General features: G+C 33.7%; 18 protein-coding genes. All 18 read right to left on the minus strand.

Annotated elements, in window-relative coordinates; genetic code table 11:
* Position 1: 1 nt before the first annotated feature.
* The gene (gene recN, locus AC1EJ0_RS00685; RefSeq protein ID WP_480022820.1) at positions 2-1669 is read right to left on the minus strand and encodes a DNA repair protein RecN; all 1668 of its coding nucleotides are present in this window, start codon (positions 1667-1669) and stop codon (positions 2-4) included.
* Between the two features lie 4 nt (positions 1670-1673).
* The gene (locus AC1EJ0_RS00690; protein WP_480022819.1) at positions 1674-2456 is read right to left on the minus strand and encodes a TlyA family RNA methyltransferase; all 783 of its coding nucleotides are present in this window, start codon (positions 2454-2456) and stop codon (positions 1674-1676) included.
* 1 nt (position 2457) lies between these two features.
* Entirely contained in the window at positions 2458-2847 is a 390-nt protein-coding gene (locus tag AC1EJ0_RS00695) for a hypothetical protein (protein ID WP_480022818.1), read from the minus strand.
* A gap of 897 nt (positions 2848-3744) precedes the next feature.
* Positions 3745-7998, minus strand: a complete 4254-nt coding sequence (locus AC1EJ0_RS00700; RefSeq protein ID WP_480022817.1) for a PolC-type DNA polymerase III — start codon at positions 7996-7998, stop codon at positions 3745-3747.
* Between the two features lie 4 nt (positions 7999-8002).
* On the minus strand, positions 8003-9052 hold the full coding sequence (gene ispG / locus AC1EJ0_RS00705; RefSeq protein WP_480022917.1) for a flavodoxin-dependent (E)-4-hydroxy-3-methylbut-2-enyl-diphosphate synthase: 1050 nt from the start codon (positions 9050-9052) through the stop codon (positions 8003-8005).
* Positions 9052-10071: an RIP metalloprotease RseP gene (gene rseP, locus AC1EJ0_RS00710; RefSeq protein WP_480022816.1), complete on the minus strand. Its 1020-nt coding sequence runs from the start codon at positions 10069-10071 to the stop codon at positions 9052-9054. Before rseP ends, ispG begins: the two co-directional genes overlap by 1 nt.
* A 14-nt stretch (positions 10072-10085) precedes the next feature.
* Entirely contained in the window at positions 10086-10850 is a 765-nt protein-coding gene (locus AC1EJ0_RS00715) for a phosphatidate cytidylyltransferase (protein ID WP_480022815.1), read from the minus strand.
* On the minus strand, positions 10850-11527 hold the full coding sequence (uppS, locus tag AC1EJ0_RS00720; RefSeq protein ID WP_480022814.1) for a polyprenyl diphosphate synthase: 678 nt from the start codon (positions 11525-11527) through the stop codon (positions 10850-10852). Before uppS ends, AC1EJ0_RS00715 begins: the two co-directional genes overlap by 1 nt.
* Before the next feature lie 48 nt (positions 11528-11575).
* A complete protein-coding gene (gene frr / locus AC1EJ0_RS00725; protein ID WP_058260368.1) occupies positions 11576-12133 on the minus strand; it encodes a ribosome recycling factor in 558 nt (185 codons plus the stop codon).
* Position 12134: 1 nt separating this feature from the next.
* The gene (gene pyrH, locus AC1EJ0_RS00730; RefSeq protein WP_480022813.1) at positions 12135-12842 is read right to left on the minus strand and encodes a UMP kinase; all 708 of its coding nucleotides are present in this window, start codon (positions 12840-12842) and stop codon (positions 12135-12137) included.
* 3 nt (positions 12843-12845) lie between these two features.
* On the minus strand, positions 12846-13493 hold the full coding sequence (gene tsf, locus AC1EJ0_RS00735) for a translation elongation factor Ts (RefSeq protein WP_304016301.1): 648 nt from the start codon (positions 13491-13493) through the stop codon (positions 12846-12848).
* A 9-nt stretch (positions 13494-13502) separates the two neighbouring features.
* Positions 13503-14246, minus strand: a complete 744-nt coding sequence (rpsB, locus tag AC1EJ0_RS00740) for a 30S ribosomal protein S2 (protein ID WP_058260371.1) — start codon at positions 14244-14246, stop codon at positions 13503-13505.
* 265 nt (positions 14247-14511) lie between these two features.
* A complete protein-coding gene (locus AC1EJ0_RS00745) occupies positions 14512-15612 on the minus strand; it encodes a CapA family protein (RefSeq protein ID WP_480022812.1) in 1101 nt (366 codons plus the stop codon).
* 117 nt (positions 15613-15729) lie between these two features.
* Positions 15730-16206, minus strand: coding sequence for a PTS sugar transporter subunit IIA (locus tag AC1EJ0_RS00750; protein WP_320605189.1), 477 nt, complete (start codon positions 16204-16206; stop codon positions 15730-15732).
* 1 nt (position 16207) lies between these two features.
* On the minus strand, positions 16208-17671 hold the full coding sequence (citF, locus tag AC1EJ0_RS00755; protein ID WP_480022811.1) for a citrate lyase subunit alpha: 1464 nt from the start codon (positions 17669-17671) through the stop codon (positions 16208-16210).
* On the minus strand, positions 17658-18527 hold the full coding sequence (locus AC1EJ0_RS00760) for an HpcH/HpaI aldolase/citrate lyase family protein (protein ID WP_480022810.1): 870 nt from the start codon (positions 18525-18527) through the stop codon (positions 17658-17660). Before AC1EJ0_RS00760 ends, citF begins: the two co-directional genes overlap by 14 nt.
* Positions 18517-18798 (minus strand): citrate lyase acyl carrier protein, encoded by a 282-nt coding sequence (gene citD / locus AC1EJ0_RS00765; protein ID WP_058260376.1) that lies wholly within the window; start codon positions 18796-18798, stop codon positions 18517-18519. Before citD ends, AC1EJ0_RS00760 begins: the two co-directional genes overlap by 11 nt.
* Positions 18777-19343, minus strand: a complete 567-nt coding sequence (locus AC1EJ0_RS00770) for a Fe-S-containing hydro-lyase (RefSeq protein ID WP_320605182.1) — start codon at positions 19341-19343, stop codon at positions 18777-18779. The genes citD and AC1EJ0_RS00770 overlap by 22 nt, the downstream gene beginning before the upstream one ends.
* Positions 19344-19357 lie beyond the last annotated feature (14 nt).

The following is a 19357-nucleotide window of genomic DNA, read 5'->3' on the forward strand; positions in this document are numbered from 1 at the left end:
TCTAGTCCTCACTTTTTAATAATTCTTTTGCATTTTTTATTGCTATATCACTTATCTTACCAGAGCTTAGTAGCCTTGCTAACTCTATCACTCTTCCGTCGTAATCTAGTTTTTTAACATGACTTATAGTTGCCTCGCTATCGCTAGCTTTTTCTACAAGGTAGTGTTCCTCAGCTTTAGCTAATATCTGTGGTAAGTGTGATATTGATATTATTTGATATTTATTTGCTAATTCTCTAAGTTTATTCGCAAGGCAGCTAGCAGTGTAGCCGCTAAGCCCTGCGTCTATCTCGTCAAAGATGATTGTGTCGATATTGTCAAAATCAGCGCCTAAATTTTTAATTGCAAGCATTAGTCTTGACATTTCACCACCAGAAATAATTTCGCTTATAGGTTTAACTGATTGACCTTTATTTGCACTCATTAAAATTTCTACGTCATCATAGCCATAATCTTTCATAGTTTTCTTTGCTTCGACCGAAATCTCGACTTGAATATTGCTCATATTTAGCGTTCTTAACTCATCTTCAAGCATTTTTGCGATTGTTTTAGCAAGATCTTTTCTTTTGAGACTTAAATCACTCGCTTTTTCATCATAAGATTTTTTATCTTCTATAAGTGACTTTTCTAATGCTGCTTTTTCTAGCTCTATATTTCTTATTTCATTTAACTTATTATTTAAGTCTTCTCTATATGCATTTATTTCAGCAATACTATTGCCATACTTATACTTTATTTTATTTATCTCGTCAAGCCTCTTACTTAGTTCATATAGCCGCTCTTGATCGTAGTCAATAGAGTCTGAAAAGTATTTTATCTCTTCATTTATATCCTTAATAAGCTCTTGATAGTCCATAAGTTTTTCATACCAAGCCTCAGCGTCTTTTGAGTACTCTTTTAAGTCATCAACTAAATTACTTGCGTCGGATAAGATTGAATCTACGCTGTAATTATCACTATCTCTAAGCATTTGATTTATATTATATGCAGTCTTTTTGATGTCTTCACTGGAGTTAAGTCTTTTTATCTCAGTCTCTAAGTCTTCATCTTCTCCATCTAAAATTTCAGCTTCATCTATTTCATTTTTTTGAAATTCTATAAAATCTATTTGATTATCGATATCTTTTTGATCCTTAGGAAGCTCTTTTAAACGCTTATTGCTTTTTTCTATCTTTAAATATAATTCATTTATTTCTTTGAGCAAGGTCTTGTACGCATTATCCCCAAAATAATCAAGTATGTTTATGTGCTCATTTTTGTCAAGCAATGTAAATTGTTCTTTCTGTCCTAATATATCAATACTTAAAGCACTTATTTCGCTTAAATCTTTTAGACTTACGCTTATATCGTTGATATAGTTTTCACTAGGCTTATCTCTATATATAATTCTCTTTAAAATAAGCGGACTCTTAATTTTAGCATTTAAAATAGAATTTACCTTAGCTAGTTTTTTATTATCTATATCAATATGCGCTTCTATGCTTGACGAATCAAAGCCGTCTCTTATTTGGTTTTTACTAGCTTTTGCGCCTAGAACTACAGCTAAGGCATCTACTATGATGGATTTACCACTACCTGTTTCTCCAGAAATAGCTGAGAATCCATCGTTGAAATCAAGATTTAATGAATCAATTATAGCAAAATCTTTTATATATAATTTACTAAGCATTTCTTCACCTACTTAAAGATTCTTTAACCAATCTTCTTATATCGATATTACTGTGATTATCACCTCTTGTAAACAGAGCGAGATACTCAATATTTCCTTCTCCTCCCTCTATAGGCGACTTGCATATATCATTTAAATATATACCTTTCTCCCTGAAAGATAGAATCACGTTATTCATTGCGTTTATATGTAATTTGGCATCATTAAATATACCGTTTTTCCTCTTTATCTTTCCTGACTCAAACTGAGGTTTTATTAAGACTATAAGCTTTGTATCCTCTTTCACAAGTATATCAAAAGCATCTCTTAATAAGGTCAATGATATAAAGCTAAGATCAGATGTCACTATATCGAAGTCTTCATCAAAAGTTTCATTGCTAATATTTCTAGCATCAAAAGATTCATATGAAATAACTTTTTCATTATTTCTTAATGATGGATGCAGCTGATCTTTTCCAACGTCAAGCGCATAGACTAAACGCGCTCCACGCTTCACTAAAACGTCTGTAAAGCCTCCTGTTGACGCGCCTATATCAATACATGTCTTGTCACGAATATCAAGCTTAAAAGCCTCTATAGCCTTAATTAGCTTTAGAGCACCTCTAGATACATATCTTGTTATGTCGTTATCTGAATCAATAGCTATGTCGTCATCTTCTTTGACATCATAGCTAGGATCTAGTAAAGCTTTTCCATTAACTAGGACAAAGCCAGCTAAAATTAATTTCTTAGCCTTAGTTCTGCTGTCAATATTTTTAAATTCACTTATATATTTATCTAATCTCATACTATTTATTCTTCTTAAATATGTTTTTAAATTTTAAAATAACTTTTGATATAGCAAAAATAATATCTCGATACTTTAAGATTGCTACAGACTTGCCTAATGATTTTCCGCCAACTGTCGCAGCAGCAACAGATGCAGTTATTAAAGTCCCTAAGATAGCAACATTAACATTATCAAAATGCAAAGCTATCTTTGTCAAAAGTGTTGCACCTAGTGCACCTGAGATAATGCCCGCCATATCACCAATTACATCATTGCAAAAACTTGATACTTTATCGGCATTTTTAATTAGTCCTATGGCGATTTTACCTTCTTCAATATTATTTGATGCCATAGCATGAAATAGTTTTTCTTCTGCTGTTGTAACACTTACCCCAATAATATCAAACAATATACCTATCATCATTACAAGTAAAAGAAGTATAACTCCAACTAAAATTCCAACATCTTCTAATAATATATCAATTATAGAAGAAAGTATTATAGACATAGCAAAAGTAAGGATGGTAATGAATAGCGTCCATTTTAAATCACTTTTACCAGCTTTATGTTTTTTATCTTTATTTAATTTATCAATGCTTTTATCTTTATACTTTTTTTTAAAATCTGAAATTTCTTACACCCCTTATAATTAATCGGAATTACATTGTTATTATACCATAAACAAAGCTTATATACAACAAAAAAAGCTGATAGTAATCTATCAGCTTAGTGGAAACTAAAAAAGTAAATATTACGGCTTAGGTCCAGTTGGTTTTCCCTTACTAAGGCTATATGTCACCAATCATAGCGGTTTCCCATTAATTTAGTAATTATATTGTCGCCAAATATAATACTGGATTGCCACTTAGTCCGCACTGTAATCCCTTTTTAGTCATCTTACGATTTAGTCTAGAAGTTTTCCCAAACAGTATTTTATATCCTTAGCCTCTTTTGCAATTTAGGTTTCGATAACTTTTCTTATTGATCTTTGGCCACAAGTTCAATAAAAAGACCTCATCATCCGCACTAGATCACTCAAGGCAAGCTACACTATTTAAAAAAATAGGTCTACATAAGATAAATCTTACGCCTCCGCGACAGCAGGGTCAACGCCTACATGCCGTTGTAGATCGCCCCATCTGCCTTACTCTCAAAGAATGCCCATGACTGGGCGTCACAAGCACAAATCAAGAACTTCATCGATACGCTCTTTGGCGGATTTTTAGCCCCGCCTTCATGATATAGAATACTGACTAGAATACTACACCACTATGATAATTATACTATAATAAATGTATTTTGTCAATTAAAATAAGCTTATCTGATTGGTATCATGCATGTCTTTAAAAAAGTTTATTGATTTTAAATATGCAATTACCGTAGCATTTACTTGAGTCCTCTTTTGGAAGTCCTCAATAGAGTTAAACTCTTTACGCTCCCTCTCCCTTATAATGTTATTAGCAGGGTCCTTGCCAAGTCCAGCTATAACTGTAAATGGCGGAATGATTTCCCCATCGATTACGGTAAACTTTGTAGCTAGTGATCTATCTAGATCAATTGGCGATATCTTTATATTTCTTAGCTCCATCTCTTTAACTACTTCAGCAAGCGACAATAGGTCCTCATCTTTTTTCTTAGCATGAGGATTTTGGCTAATCTCTCTTACTAAGGCATCCAAATTTTCAAGTCTATGAACAAGAGCATCATAATCAAAGTCATTTATCTTTTGTGTAAAGTATGTTGCATAAAACGCTTGTGGGTAGTATACCTTATACCAAGCAAGTCTATAGCTCATCATTACATAGGCAGCTGCGTGCGCCTTTGGGAATAGATAAGATATCTTGTGGCAGCTGTCAAGGTACCACTCAGGAAGTGGATACTTCTTAATCTCATCCTCATAATTTATAATTATAGTTTCATTGTCAACTATTTTCTTTTGTATTAATGGTTTTCCTTTTCTAACGAACTCCATAATTTTGAATGCAGTAGACTTATCCATGCCGGCATCAATCAATTGGTTCATGATGTCGTCTCTTGTAGAAATAACTTCAGACATCGGTACGTTCATTTCATTAACTAGCTTTTCAGCGTTACTGTTCCACACGTTTGTACCATGAGAAAGACCACTTATTCTTACTAAGTCTGAGAATGTTTTTGGCTTGGTATCTTTAAGCATGCCTCTAACGAAGTTTGTACCAAATTCTGGTATGGCAATAGTGCCAACGCCAAACTTTAAATCATCGCTATTAATACCTAAGGCCTCTGTTGATGAGAAGAGTGATAGTACTTTTTCATCGTCAAATGGTATATCTTCAATTTTGGTATTAGTTAAGTCTTCAAGATTTTTGATTATGTTTGGAACATCATGACCAAGTAGGTCAAGTTTTAGTATCTTACCGCTTATCGAATGATAATCAAAATGAGTTGTTATTATATCAGTTCTCATATCGTCAGCAGGTTTTTGTACTGGAGTAAAGTCTAGTATGCTCTTATTTTTAGGAACTACCATTACCCCACCAGCGTGTTGGCCGGTAGTTCTCTTAGAGCCTTTTATTCTTTTGCTTAAGAACATTGCGTGCAAATATGAAATACTCTTGTTTTTCTTTTCAAGATAGTCTAAGATACAAGCGGCAGCTGTCTTATCAGCTAGTGTACCAATAGTTCCAGCTCTAAATACAAAATTTTCTCCGAATATCTTTTCAGTATTTTTATGAGCAGTTAGTTGATAGTCGCCAGCAAAGTTTAAGTCTATATCTGGCTCTTTATCACCGTTAAAGCCTAGGAAAACCTCGAATGGTATCTTTTGTCCATCCCTATTCATCTCATGTGAACATACAGGACAGTTTTTACGAGGAAGGTCAAAGCCGGAGTCATATTTCGGATCATCAACAAATTCGCTGTGTTTACAATTTGGACACACATAATGAGGTATAAGTGGATTTACTTCGGTTATATCACTCATTGTTGCCGCAAATGATGAACCAACAGAGCCTCTTGAGCCGACTACGTAGCCATCAGCATTTGATTGCAAAATAAGTTTTCTTGCTATGATGTATAAAACGGCATAACCATTACCAATTATTGAATCAAGCTCCTTATCAAGCCTCTTCTTGACAATCTCAGGAAGAGGATCTCCATATATGCTCGTAGCTTTGTTATAGCAGCAGTCCCTTAAGTCTTTATCAGAATTTTCGATAAATGGCGGGAAGGTATCCTTAGGAATTGGTCTGAAATTTTCAAATTTTTCAGCAAAAGCTAATGTATTATCAATAACAATTTCCTTAGCTTCTTCTTCGCTTAAATATGGAAAATTCTTTAAAAGTTCTTTAGTAGTTTTAAAATAATGATCTGTATTATTACACTCTTTTCTGCTTCCCACAAAGTTTTTTCTATTAAAAACTAAAACGGATCTATATACACTGTCCTTTTGATCTATATAGTAAACGTCACCATTAGCAAGTACAGGTATGTCAAGTTCTTTTGCATTATCATATAGTCTTCTATTGATGTTTTTAATAGCATCCATTTCATGAAGACTTTCATCTTCAATCAAATATAGATATTGATCTATTGGCTGAAGTTCGATAAAGTCAAAATACTTCATCATCTCTTTTAATTTATCGTTTTCTTCACATCTAATACAAGCATTATATATAGGGCCATTATAAGTGCCGCTTCCGATTAAAAGCCCTTCTCTGTTTGCATCTATTTGACTCTTATATACTATTGGCTGTCTATTATAATTATCGATATGCGATAGCGAAATAAGTCTATATAGGTTTTTTAAACCCACTAGATTTGTAGCAAATATTGATATTTTATAAACATTGTAATAGTTTTGTGACTTTATCTTTGAAATAGCTTCAAGATTATTACAGCCTTGTTCTTTTAATAGATCTAAAAGCTTTAAGAAGACAAATCCGGTTGCAGTAGCGTCATCAATGGCTCTATGATGATTTTCTAGAGTTATGTTGAATAGTGATGTTAATGTATCTAGTTTATGCTTTTTTAAATCTGGAAGTAAGTATCTCGATAGCTCAAGTGTATCAATATATTCAAAATCAAATTTAACGCCTTTTCTATGCATGGAACTTTTAATAAATGAAATATCAAACTCGGCGTTGTGAGCAACAAGAACTGAGTCTTTACAAAAGTCCATAAACTTTTCTAATAGTTCATCGAAAGATGGACAGCCTGCTACAGTCGCATCATCAATAGTTGTTAACTCAGTTATTCTATATGGTATATGAAAGCCTGGATCAGTGAACTCAGAAAAATTATCTATGACCTTACCATCCTGTATCTTCACCGCACCCATTTCGATAATTCTGTCGTCAATGGCTGAAAATCCAGTTGTCTCCACGTCAAAAACGACAAAGGTATTCTTATTATCGCCTTTGTAATTATTAACTAGTGATTTTGTATCGTCAAATAAATTCGCTTCAACACCATATAGAGGCTTAATACCTGTTTCTATAGCTGCATCCATGATTTCTGGATAGCTTTGTACAACATATTTGTCCATAAAACCAATGGACTCGTAGCCTCTCTTTTTAGCTTCTTTAAAGTATTCTTTTGCTGATATGAAGCCTTCTTGGCTTGACATTTTTGTGTGAAGACCAATCTCTACTCTTTTAATATCTTCTTCTGCTTCTTCTGATTTTTCTTCATTAATAATTTCATAACTATATATCTTTATGCTCATTATATTTTGAAAGAGATTAACATTGCCGCAAAGGTATAGCTTGACGCCATCTTCTATATCGTAGTCATAGTCATATTGACCTTCTTTATTCTTTCTAATAAATTTACTAACTCTTATAGCCTCTTCACCATCATCAACGGCAAACTTAAGTAAAGCGTATTCATCTCTATCAACAAATTCATACTCAAATACTTCTCCTTGTATAGTAATAAAGTCCATATCCGAGCTAATGTCTTTTATTTTAATGCATTTGTTCTTATCAATTTCTTTTTTCTTTCTGAAGAATGATTTCTTTCCACTCGCTTCAGAGCTTGGCTCGCTCTTTTTCTTTTCTTCTTTAACAATTTTAAAGTTTTCACTTATTTGTTCGGCATTGCTCTTTAATTGATCAATAAATTCTTCCTTATTAATAATAATCTCTTTGCATTTAGTTTCTATAGTTTTACCTTCAAAGCTTGAGCATAAAGACCTCATTAATTCTAAATATGGATTTGCATTGAAACTATCAAGCAAAAGCTGATTATCAAATGTAAATGTATATAGATTGTCAAGCTCTTCACAGTCAAATGAATTATCATCAATATCAGTAAACTCACTTCTTATCGATTCAAAATATTCATTGCATTTTGTATATGCTACTGCATTAATATTTACATCTGATAAAGAGAATTTTAAAAAAGTAGACTTAATTACTTCGTCTACTTTTTGGCTTAGACTTTGATCTTTTAAATTATAATAATAAGTTATTTTAAGTGTCTTATCCTTAAGCACAGGACTTTCAAAAAATATCTTATCTTCATTTGAAAGAAAGTCTATATCAATATTCAGTTCTTCAGGTTTAAATAATTTTATCATTACTTCACATTCTTTCGATTTCTTTTAAGAGTTCTTCAACTACTTCACTTCTATCAAGCTTTTTTATAACCTTACCCTTTTTAAATAGGTAAGCAAATTCTTTACTCATACTGATGCCTATATCGGCATTTTTTGCTTCACCAGGTCCATTAACCGGGCAGCCCATCACGGCTACCGTTATATCTTTTTTAATATTAGCAAGTAAGGGCTCTAGCTCTTCAACTATAGGTATGATATTTATCTTAGTTCTAGCACATGTAGGACACGAAACAAGGTTTACTGAGTCTCTACGTATGCCTAAAGCGCTCAGAATCTTCTTAGCGGCTATAACTTCCTCTACTGGATCAGATGTTAGCGATACGCGTATTGTGTCGCCTATACCGTCTTTAAGAAGCGTTCCTATGGCTATAGATGATTTAACTATGCCAACGGATGGTGATCCTGCTTCTGTTAGTCCTAGATGAAGTGGATAGTCACATAGGCTTGAGAATAATCTATTCGCATCGATGCATGTATTGACATCAGATGACTTGATAGATACTTTTATATTGTGAAAATCAAGTTTATTAAGCATCTCAACTTGTTCAAGAGCTCCATAAACTAATGAATTTTCATTAACGCCCTTATATTTATCTAGTATTTTTTTAGAAATAGATCCGGAATTTGCTCCAACCCTTATAGGCAGATTCTTATCTTTACATATTTCGACTATTTCTCTAAGTTCATCTTCTGAATTAAGATTGCCTGGATTAATTCTTATGCAATCGTAGCCTTCTCTTGCCGCCATTAGTGCAAGTTTATAATCAAATTGTATATCGGCAATGACAGGCACATGAATTTTTCCCTTTATTTCGTTTATAGCCTTAGCGTCTTCTTCGTCATTGACAGCCATCCTTATTATGTCTAGACCATGATTCTCCATCTCAATAACTTGTTTAACTGTCGCTTCAACATCTTTAGTATCAGTATTTGTCATTGATTGTATTGTTATAGGCGCGTCTCCACCTATAGCAACATTGCCAACAAATATTTTTTTTGTTTTCTTTCTAACTATCATTTAATCAATCCTTTTATATCATTATACGTTACAAATAAGAATAAAAGCATTAGAAGTGAAAATCCGATGATGTTCACAATGTATTCCACTTTTTTATTTGGCTTTATGCCAGTTATCATTTCAAATAGGATAAATACAGCCTTTCCCCCATCTAAAGCTGGGAATGGCAATAGATTAAAGAAGGCAAGGTTTATACTAATTAAACCGAGTAAGAACATAACAGAACTAAATCCGACTTTAGCTGCACTCGATATTGTCTTAATGATAACAACTGGTCCTGAAACTTCATTCTTTTTGACTTTACCTTTAAATGCTCTTCCTAAAAATTCAAACATAGATCTGTAAGCGTATCTACAGGTATTTATACTCTCTTTAAATGAGCCTAAAAAATCATAACTTACTTTAGGCATTATGCCAAGTTTTTTATACTCAATAACTTGACCGTCGTCTTCAATTGTAGCCAGTTCAGGTTTAACTTCTATGTCTATGAGTTCGCCATCTCTTTTTACTCTAAGAGTATCACTTTCATTGTTTGAATTAATAATCATATTTCTTAATTCTAAGAATAGTAGTGGCTTTTTACCATTATATGAAATTATTTCGTCATTTTCTTGTATACCGGCTATATATGCAGGTGAATCTGCTTCGATTTTATCAATTCTCAAATCTGTATATCCGCTTTGCATATTAACAATCAAAAAAGCTAATATAGCCAAAACTATATTCATAAAAGCACCTGCTAATATAACTACAAGTCTCTTATATGCTTTTGCATTGTCAAAACTTCTTTCGTCAGAGCTGTCCTCGTCCTCACCTTCCATAGCGCAGTAGCCACCAAGCGGGAAGGCTCTAAGTGAGTAAAGGGTCTCACCTTTTTGCTTTTTGAATATTGCTGGGCCCATACCCACGGCAAATTCATTAACCTTGATGCCAGCCCACTTAGCCACAATAAAGTGACCAAATTCATGAATTGTTACTAAAACTAAAAATACTAAAATTGCTACTATTATACTCATCTATAAATTGCTCCTTAAAAAAAACATATTAATACGAACGGACATACGAGTAAAACACTATCAAATCTATCCATAATGCCTCCATGTCCTGGGAATATGTAACCGTAATCCTTAATATTATAATATCTTTTAAGCTTTGAAAATATTAAATCGCCAAATTGCGCAACAACAGGCGCTAAAATTAAACCTATATAATAATATGGATTTAAATTTAGATTAAAGTATCTTGTATAAAAATATGTAATCGCTACAGTTATGATGTATGAGCCAACAGAGCCTTCGATAGTTTTATTAGGGCTTATCCTTTCGATAAGTTTATGCTTTCCAAAAAGCGAGCCAAAGACATAAGCAAATACATCACTTGATATAGCAATTAAAAATATTAGTATGAGTTTATCCCTATCAATAAAGTTGTAGAAGATCGAGAACGGAAATATTATAAAATATGTTGTAAATATCAAACTTACAAAAGTTCTTGATGAAAACTTTTCGTCCACAACACTTATTATTGAGAATATTATACTCATCATCATAAATATGTATTCATTTGGAAATGTGTGTGTATAAGTATTAATATAAACTAAAATATTAAGTAAAATGGCTAAAGCATAAGAAAAATTCTTTCTTGTATCTGCCATCATGTGTAAGACTTCATATGAAGCAATGGAGGCGCATAAGAACATACCAAATCTATAGATATGGTTCATGTCATAAATTATTAATATAAGTAGTAATAAAACCACTACTGATGTAGCTAGTCTTTTAAAAAAACTCTTCATTATATTCCTCCATATCTTCTATGTCTAAGAGCAAAGTTCTCTATAGCTTCTGCAAAATCTTCTTTATGAAAGTCGGGCCATAGTTTTTGAGTAAAGTAAAGTTCGCTGTATGCAGATTGCATAAGCAAAAAGTTTGATAGTCTCTCTTCCCCACTAGTTCTGATTATTAAATCAGGATCTGGTATACATGGGTTGTAGAAGTACTCCTTTAAATCCTCATAAGAATTAATTTCCTTATTATCTTTTTTCGCAAGATTAATAGCCCTAATTATTTCATCTCTCGAGCCATAGTTTAAGCAGATGTTTAGAACAAGGCCAGTATTTTTAGATGTTCTCTCAATTGCTCCATCTATAACCGCTTTTGAGTCAGAATATATTCCATCCAAATCTCCAGATACAACGATCTTAACATTGTTCTTATCTAGTTCATCAATTTGGCTGTTAATATATATAATTATAAGCTTCATTAAAAACGATACTTCTTCCTTAGGTCTCTTCCAATTTTCTTTAGAAAACGCATATAGAGTAAGATATTTTATGCCTGTATCTGAGGCGTACCTTACATTCTCTATAACCCTATTCATACCTTCTTTGTGACCATAAGTTCTGGGCATATTTCTTTTTTTTGCCCATCTGCCATTGCCATCCATAATTATTGCTACATGATTTAAAATCATAACTATCTCCTTGTAAATAACCCCCCTATAAAGAGGGGGGTTAATATTTTACACTTCCATTAATTCTGCTTGTTTAGCTTTTATAATCTCATCAATCTTATCAGTGTATTTATCAGTTAATTTTTGAGCATCGTCTTCAAAAGTCTTTCTATCGTCTTCACTGATATCTCCATCTTTTTCAGCCTTCTTAATAGCATCCATAAGGTCTCTTCTAAGATTTCTTATAATAATCTTAGTATCTTCACCTTTTTTAGAAACTATCTTAGTTAGTTCTTTACGTCTGTCCTCAGTTAATTGAGGGAATGGTAAACGAATAAGCTTGCCATCGTTTGACGGTGTTATACCAATGTCTGATTTTTGAATTTCTTTTTCTATTTCTGGTATTGTTGATGCATCATATGGTTGAATAACTAGTAGTCTTGCTTCAGGTGCTGAAACGTTTGCAAGTTGTTGCAGTGGAGTCATTACACCATAATAGCTAACCATAATTTTATCAAGTAGTGCTGGGTTAGCTCTGCCAGCCCTTACTGAGTTAAGATCTTCTTTAAAAACTTCTATTGTTTTATTCATCTTCGGTTCATATTCTTGACTAAATCTATCAGGCATATTAATCCTCCTTTACAATAGTTCCTATCCTTTCACCTTCAACAACTCTGACTATGTTATCAGGGTCATCTATACCAAATACTACTAGCGGTATATTGTTATCCATACATAAAGATGTTGCTGTTGCATCCATTATCTTTAAATTTTTGCTAAGTATATCAAGATAAGATAATTTATCAAACTTTTTCGCATCTTTATTTATCTTTGGATCGCTGTCGTAGATACCGTCTACACCCTTCTTGGCTAATAGTATAGCCTCTGCATTGATTTCAGCAGCTCTAAGTGCAGCAGTTGTATCTGTTGAAAAGTAAGGATTACCAGTTCCTGCAGCAAATATAACAACCATCTTCTTTTCAAGTTGTCTAATTGCTCTTCTTCTTATATATGGTTCTGCTACAGCTCTCATCTCGATTGATGTTTGTACTCTTGTAAGTACATCCATCTTTTCTAAAGCATCTTGTAGTGCAAGTGCATTCATAACAGTTCCTAGCATGCCCATATAATCTGATGTTGCTCTTTGTATATTAAGTGAGTCTCTTCCTCTCCAGAAGTTTCCTCCGCCAACAACTATACCTACTTCAACACCCATTTCTGTTACAGTCTTTACTCTTTTAGCGATTGACTTGATAACCTCATTATCGATACCAGTCTTTTCGCTACCAGCTAAAGCTTCACCACTTAATTTTAAGACGATCCTCTTATAAGCCATATATTACTTGCCCATTTGCTTTGCTACTTCAGCAGCAAAATCTTCTTCTCTCTTTTCTAAGCCTTCGCCAACTTCGTATCTAACGAAACGTCTAATCTTGATGTTTTCACCAATCTTTGCAATTTTATCTTTTAATAAATCATTTACAGTTATGCTTGGGTCCTTGATGAATGGTTGGTCTAATAAGCATACTCTTTCATAGAATTTATGCATTCTACCTTCAACCATCTTTTCTGCTATGTTTTGAGGTTTTCCTTCGTTTAGAGCTTGTTGAATAAGAACTTCTTTTTCTTTATCAATAGCTTCTTGAGGAACATCTTCTTCGCATAGGTATTCTGGGTTTGATGCAGCTACTTGCATAGCTATATCTTTAACAAAATCTTTGAATTCATCTGTCTTAGCAACGAAGTCAGTTTCTGAGTTAACTTCTACTAAAACACCGATTCTTCCTGAGTGAATATAAGAAGCAACTAAGCCTTCTGATGCAATTCTAGAAGCTTTCTTTTCAGCTGATGCTAGTCCTTTTTCTCTTAAAAGATCTATAGCCTTATCGATGTCACCATCAGTTTCAACTAAAACCTTTTTGCAGTCCATCATGCCTGCGCCAGTTTTTTCTCTTAATTCCTTAATTAATTGTGCACTTATAGCCATATTTACCTCCTAGTTTTCTTCGTTATTTATTTCTTCTTTTTCTTCTGTTTTTTCTTCAGAACGTTCTTGTTTACCTTGTTTTCCTTCGATAACAGCGTTAGCTAAAGTTTCAGTGATTAACTTAACCGCTCTGATAGCGTCGTCGTTACCAGGTATAGCTATATCAACTTCATCTGGATCGCAGTTAGTATCAACTAAACCAATAACAGGTATACCAAGTATTCTTGCTTCGTTTATAGCTATCTTTTCTTTCTTAGGGTCTACAACAAAGATTAATTGTGGCATTCCACCCATTTCCTTAATACCATCTAGGTATTTAGATAATTTTTCTTTTTCTGCTCTGATTGTAGCAACTTCTTTCTTAGGTAAAACGCTTAAAGAACCGTCTTCTTCCATTTTATTGTATTCTTCAAGTTTTTTGATTCTACCCTTAATTGTGTTGTAGTTAGTAAGCATACCACCTAACCATCTTTGGTTAACATAGTACATTTCACATCTTTTAGCTTCTGATTCGATAGCTTCTTGAGCTTGTTTCTTAGTTCCTACGAATAGAACCTTTCCGCCTTCTTCAACAACATCTTTAACCAATTTGTAAGCTTCTTCAACTTGATCAACTGTTTTTTGTAGGTCGATGATATAGATTCCGTTTCTTTCTGTGAAAATAAATCTAGCCATCTTAGGGTTCCATCTTCTAGTTTGGTGTCCGAAGTGAACACCTGCTTCTAATAAGTCTTTCATTGCAATTACTGCCATGTCTTTCTACCTCCAAGTTTTTTTCTTTACACTTCATTCACCTGCCGCCTTAACTAATGTTTAGCACCTGAGGCGTACATCGTGAAGTGTGCATATTTTTACTAATCAATTATAACATATAAGTTGATAAAATACAAGCATTTTCTATTTATAAAATTATTTTTATCTTATCTTATTGAATATGTTTTTCTTAAGCTAATGTCATTAATAAAAATGGATGCATAGCTAGTATATAGCCTTGCATCCATTTATCACTAATCAAATATTATTTTTCTAGTTTAATCATATATCCATTCGCTTGTACGTATGAATTGAACTTCTTGTTAACAGCGTTCATATAGTATAGCTCATTTAATCTTTCTTGGTCTTTTAATAAGACAGGTCTATTGCCAAGCATCTTTGTCGGAATGTACTTAACTTTGATTACTTCATCAGCGTTTGGATCTATCTCTAACTGAATTATGGCGGCCTTATCTGCCCTGCCTCCCATATTTGGGAAGATAAAGTTTCCTAAACTGTAAAAAATAATGCCATCCTTATAATACTCTGTTGCTTGCATTAAATGAGGATGCGTACCAACGACAACGTCAACTCCTGCATCTATTAGTTTATGTGCTGCATTGATGTAATCCTTTTCGTTTTTAGGATTACTTAAGCCTTGCCAATGTATCGATAGAATTAGATAATCAACTTGTGATTTAATCTCTTTAATATATGCTAGTCTTTTGTCAACCTCATATGGGTACATACTTACCTGACCAGCCCTTTTGTCTGTAGCAAGCCATGTTCTGCTAGGCACAACTGCATTGAGGGCTAAAAAGCCTATCTTTTTGTTTTTAACTTCAATTATCTTTGCGGAAATTGCCTCATCTATCTTTCTTCCACCGCCAACGTATTGTATACCAGCTGTGTCAAGTAAATTCATCGTATCAATAAAACCTTCTTGGCCATAGTCGAGCGCATGATTATTGGCAAGATTGACTAAGTCTATGGATGAATTAGCTAGCTCCCCGGCCGTATTTGAATTTGAAGCGAAGTTATATTCTTTTTTTATATTTGCTGGCTTCTTACGATCTGTAATAGAAGTCTCTAAATTTATAAAGCTTATATCATCATTTTGGAATATTTCCCTAACGTTTTCCATTGGATAAGTCACGCCAAATTGATTAACTTTATTCTTTACATAAGTTGAATATGATACATCACCTGCTAGTGATATAGTTATCTTCTCATCTACTAGAACTAAATTTTCATCGCTTACTACCACATCTTCAACATCTTCTGCATCTTCAGCGAATGCAATATTACACATCAGCATAGATAAAAGTAATACTAAAACTATTGAAGATTTAAATCTTTTATTCATTTAATCACCCTTTTTTACTTATTATAATGATTATATTATATAAGAAGGAAATTTTCAAGCCTTACCTAAACAATAAAAAGAGGTATGCATATACATACCTCCTAGTAATGAATATTATTAAAGATTAATTTTAAGAGCTATATCTTGATTGGCAACGATGTCTTTTGCCTCGCTCTTATTAAGTGATTTAACTGCATCCATATTTGTAATGACTATAGGTGTAGTAGCCTCTTTGCCTTGTGACTTGATATAATCTATATCAAACTCAATAAGCTTTTGGCCTTTTTTAACATGGTCGCCTTCATTAACAAAGCCTTTGAAGCCCTCGCCATTAAGCTCAACTGTGTCCATGCCGATGTGAACAAGTAGTTCTACATCTTTTGCCTTTAAGCCTATTGCGTGAAGCGTATGAAACAATTGAACTACTTCACAATCGCATGGTGCATATAGAACGCCTTCCTTTGGTTCTATGGCAATGCCATCGCCAAGTATCTTTTGTGAAAATACTTGGTCTTTAACTTCTGTTATGTCTATAAGCTTACCTGTGATTGGCGCATATAAATCAAGTTCTTTTTTCTTTGAAAATAGTCCCATATTACACCTCATAAATTGCGTCTAATATAGATCCGTCTCTATATTCACTATAGCCAATAATTCTATCTTTTTTCTTTATGTCATTAGGTTCACCCATAAAGTTATCTGCAATTGCCTTTAGCTCTTGTATTGTCATAACGTTTAGGCCGCTTGCTTTGAATTTTTCGATTAAATCTTGTCTTAATGGGTTAACCGCTATTCCTCTTTCAGTTACAAGCACGTCTATAGTTGTTCCAGGTGTAGCGATTACATCTACTCTGTTCTTAATAACTGGTAGTCTTGATGAAAATAGTTTTGAAACTATAATTGACATCTTTGCTCCAGCTGCTGTGTCTTGGTGACCGCCTGAGCCGCCCATTAGCATACCGTCTGCTCCTGTAATAACGTTAACATTGAAGTCAAGGTCAATTTCAGTTGCGCCTAGGATAACTACGTCTAGGTTGTCAACAACTGCTGATACTTCTGGATTACCATATTCAGAGCCGCTCATTCTTAAATGATTAGCATTCTTCTTAATGGATTCGATTGCTTTTAAGTCGAAGCATTGTACGTCGTATAATGAAGTGAACAAACCTTCTTCGAGCATATCTGTTAAATAACCAGTAATACCGCCACTTGCAAATGAGCCCTTGATATTTTCTTTAATCATGTAGTCTCTTAAGAAGTCGGTAACTGCAAGTGAAATTCCACCCGCACCACTTTGGTAACTAAAACCATCTTTTAGTAGACCTGATGCCTTCATTACTTTTAATGTATCCTTAGCAATCTTAAGTCCAACTGGGTCTTTAGTAACTTTTGTTGTACCAGATACTATACCGTTCTTATCACCAATGCTATCTACCTTTAAGATATAGTCAACATAGTCTTCAGTAATGTCGCTTGGGTAGTTAGGATAGTCAACAACAGTATCTGTTATAGCAATTTTCTTTTTAGCGTAGATAGCGTCTGCTATTGCATAACCCATTGAGCCGCATGATGCTTCCCCATTAACACCAGAGATGTTTCCCATTGGGTCGCATGATGGAGCTGCGATGAAAGCGTAGTCAATGACAACATCTTCATCAATTATACTTCTAGCTCTTCCGCCATGTGATTGCATTAGTATTTTGCCTTTTAATTTGCCTTTTGAAATAGCTTTTGCTAAATCACCTGATATATATGAAGTAATTATATTTGTTATAGTACCATCTTCAAGTAAAGGAATAAGTTCTTTGTGAACTGGGAATAGTGATGAAGCTACAAGTGTTATGTCTTTTATGCCTCTTCTTTGAAGCTCAAGCATCATCATGTTTAACACGGCATCACCATTTCTTAAATGATGGTGTGATGAAACTGTTATGCCATCTTTCAAATCAAGTTTATCAAATAAATCTTTGATGCTTTCATAAACTTTGCTTGGCTTTACTTCTTTTTTAGGATAATCTTTCTTATCTAATATTTTAATATCATCATTATAAAAGCTCATCATATTCCTCCTTATAATTGCCAGACATCTTTAATGTATTTGTTGCTCTTAGTATGATAGGTCTGTCAACCATCTTACCATCAAGTGAGAATGCGCCAAGACCTTTTTCTTTAGCATCTTTAAGAGCTTCCATAACTCTGATTGCATGATCGATATCTTCCTTGCTTGGTGAGAAAATTTCATTAACATGATCAACATGTCTTGGAGATATTAAAGCTTTACCAGTCATACCCATAGCTTTAGCCTTCTTTGTATCAATTACTAAGCCTTCGATATCGTCTGTATCTGTCCAAGGTGTATCTATTGCTTGTAAACCTAAAGATTTAGCACATGAAACAATTCTCATTCTTGAGTATTTTATTTCATCTGACTCTTTAGTTCTCTTTGCGCCTAAATCAAGTGTTAGGTCTTCTGCGCCTAGTAAAACGCCTTTTACTCTCTTTGATTTTGCAAGAATATTTCTAGCATCTTCAACACCTTGAGATGTTTCAATTAGGCAGAATATATCGTATTTTTGATTATTATCATCTAAGTACTTAGAAAGTGCTTCTACTGATTCTTGAGATGCTTTTGCAAGCATGATGCCATCGAAGTTTAGTCCTTGAAGTGCATCTAAGTCTTTGTAGAAGTAATCAGTATCAAGAGGATTAACTCTTACATATATATCTGATCCTTCTTTTTCTTCAGACTTAAATGTTTTTAGATATTCCTTAACAAGTTCTCTTGCCGCATCCTTTTCTGGTAATGATACCGCATCTTCTAAGTCTATAATTATAGCGTCTGCACCTAGTATATCAGATGATTGTAACATGCCTGGGTTGTTTCCTGGCATAAATAACATTGTTCTATAGTTCATTTTGACTCCTTTCGATTGCAGTTCTCATTCTTGCTCTGATAGTAAAGTCTAAAGCGCCCTTATCTTCAATTACAATATTTGCCTTAGTAACGCCTTCTTCATCAAGAACTTCATTTATTGCCTTCAAAATCTTATCACCATATTGTTCCTTAACTACTGAATTTAGTGTGATATCTAATTTATCTGAAGGCTCTATCATAATCATTAGATCGTTTGATTCAAGCGAGCCCGCTTTAGCAGCTTTACTTATTACTCGTTCTTTTCTTTCCATTCCAAATACTCCTTCTTACCTTCTATATATAGATCTTTGCCTGTAGAGTCAACTATAACAGTTGCTGGGAATTTTTCTACAGTTATCTCTCTTAAAGCTTCAGCTCCTAAATCTTCATAAGCAATTATCTTTGCAGTTTTAATTCTATCAGCTATGATGGCAGCAGCTCCGCCTATAGCAGCAAAGTAGCAAGCACCGCATTCTTTTATTTTTTCTTTAACATTGTCATCTCTTTTGCCTTTGCCTATCATGCCCATAACACCTGCGTCCATCATTTGTGGCGCATATGGGTCCATTCTATAGCTTGTAGTAGGTCCAGCTGAGCCTATAACTCTACCAGGTTTTGCTGGCGATGGCCCTACATAATAGATACAAGCTCCCTTTGGGTCAAATGGTAGTTCTTTTCCTTCATTAAGAAGATCAACTAATCTTTTGTGAGCAGCGTCTCTTGCTGTATATATAGTGCCTGTAATTAATACGTTATCTCCTGCTTTTAAATCCTTAAGCGTTTCTCTTGTAAATGGTGTTTTAATTTCTATAGCCATAGTAATATCCCCCT

It is taken from the genome of Fenollaria sp. C0166D3 (assembly GCF_056590255.1).

Coding starts and splice junctions, on each gene's coding strand:
- recN (WP_480022820.1), bottom strand. CDS start 1,669: ATGCTTAGTAAATTATATATAAAAGATTTTGCTATAATTGATTCATTA.
- AC1EJ0_RS00690 (WP_480022819.1), bottom strand. CDS start 2,456: ATGAGATTAGATAAATATATAAGTGAATTTAAAAATATTGACAGCAGA.
- AC1EJ0_RS00700 (WP_480022817.1), bottom strand. CDS start 7,998: ATGATAAAATTATTTAAACCTGAAGAACTGAATATTGATATAGACTTT.
- rseP (WP_480022816.1), bottom strand. CDS start 10,071: ATGAGTATAATAGTAGCAATTTTAGTATTTTTAGTTTTAGTAACAATT.
- AC1EJ0_RS00715 (WP_480022815.1), bottom strand. CDS start 10,850: ATGAAGAGTTTTTTTAAAAGACTAGCTACATCAGTAGTGGTTTTATTA.
- uppS (WP_480022814.1), bottom strand. CDS start 11,527: ATGATTTTAAATCATGTAGCAATAATTATGGATGGCAATGGCAGATGG.
- frr (WP_058260368.1), bottom strand. CDS start 12,133: ATGCCTGATAGATTTAGTCAAGAATATGAACCGAAGATGAATAAAACA.
- pyrH (WP_480022813.1), bottom strand. CDS start 12,842: ATGGCTTATAAGAGGATCGTCTTAAAATTAAGTGGTGAAGCTTTAGCT.
- tsf (WP_304016301.1), bottom strand. CDS start 13,493: ATGGCTATAAGTGCACAATTAATTAAGGAATTAAGAGAAAAAACTGGC.
- rpsB (WP_058260371.1), bottom strand. CDS start 14,246: ATGGCAGTAATTGCAATGAAAGACTTATTAGAAGCAGGTGTTCACTTC.
- AC1EJ0_RS00745 (WP_480022812.1), bottom strand. CDS start 15,612: ATGAATAAAAGATTTAAATCTTCAATAGTTTTAGTATTACTTTTATCT.
- AC1EJ0_RS00750 (WP_320605189.1), bottom strand. CDS start 16,206: ATGGGACTATTTTCAAAGAAAAAAGAACTTGATTTATATGCGCCAATC.
- citF (WP_480022811.1), bottom strand. CDS start 17,671: ATGAGCTTTTATAATGATGATATTAAAATATTAGATAAGAAAGATTAT.
- AC1EJ0_RS00760 (WP_480022810.1), bottom strand. CDS start 18,527: ATGAACTATAGAACAATGTTATTTATGCCAGGAAACAACCCAGGCATG.
- citD (WP_058260376.1), bottom strand. CDS start 18,798: ATGGAAAGAAAAGAACGAGTAATAAGTAAAGCTGCTAAAGCGGGCTCG.
- AC1EJ0_RS00770 (WP_320605182.1), bottom strand. CDS start 19,343: ATGGCTATAGAAATTAAAACACCATTTACAAGAGAAACGCTTAAGGAT.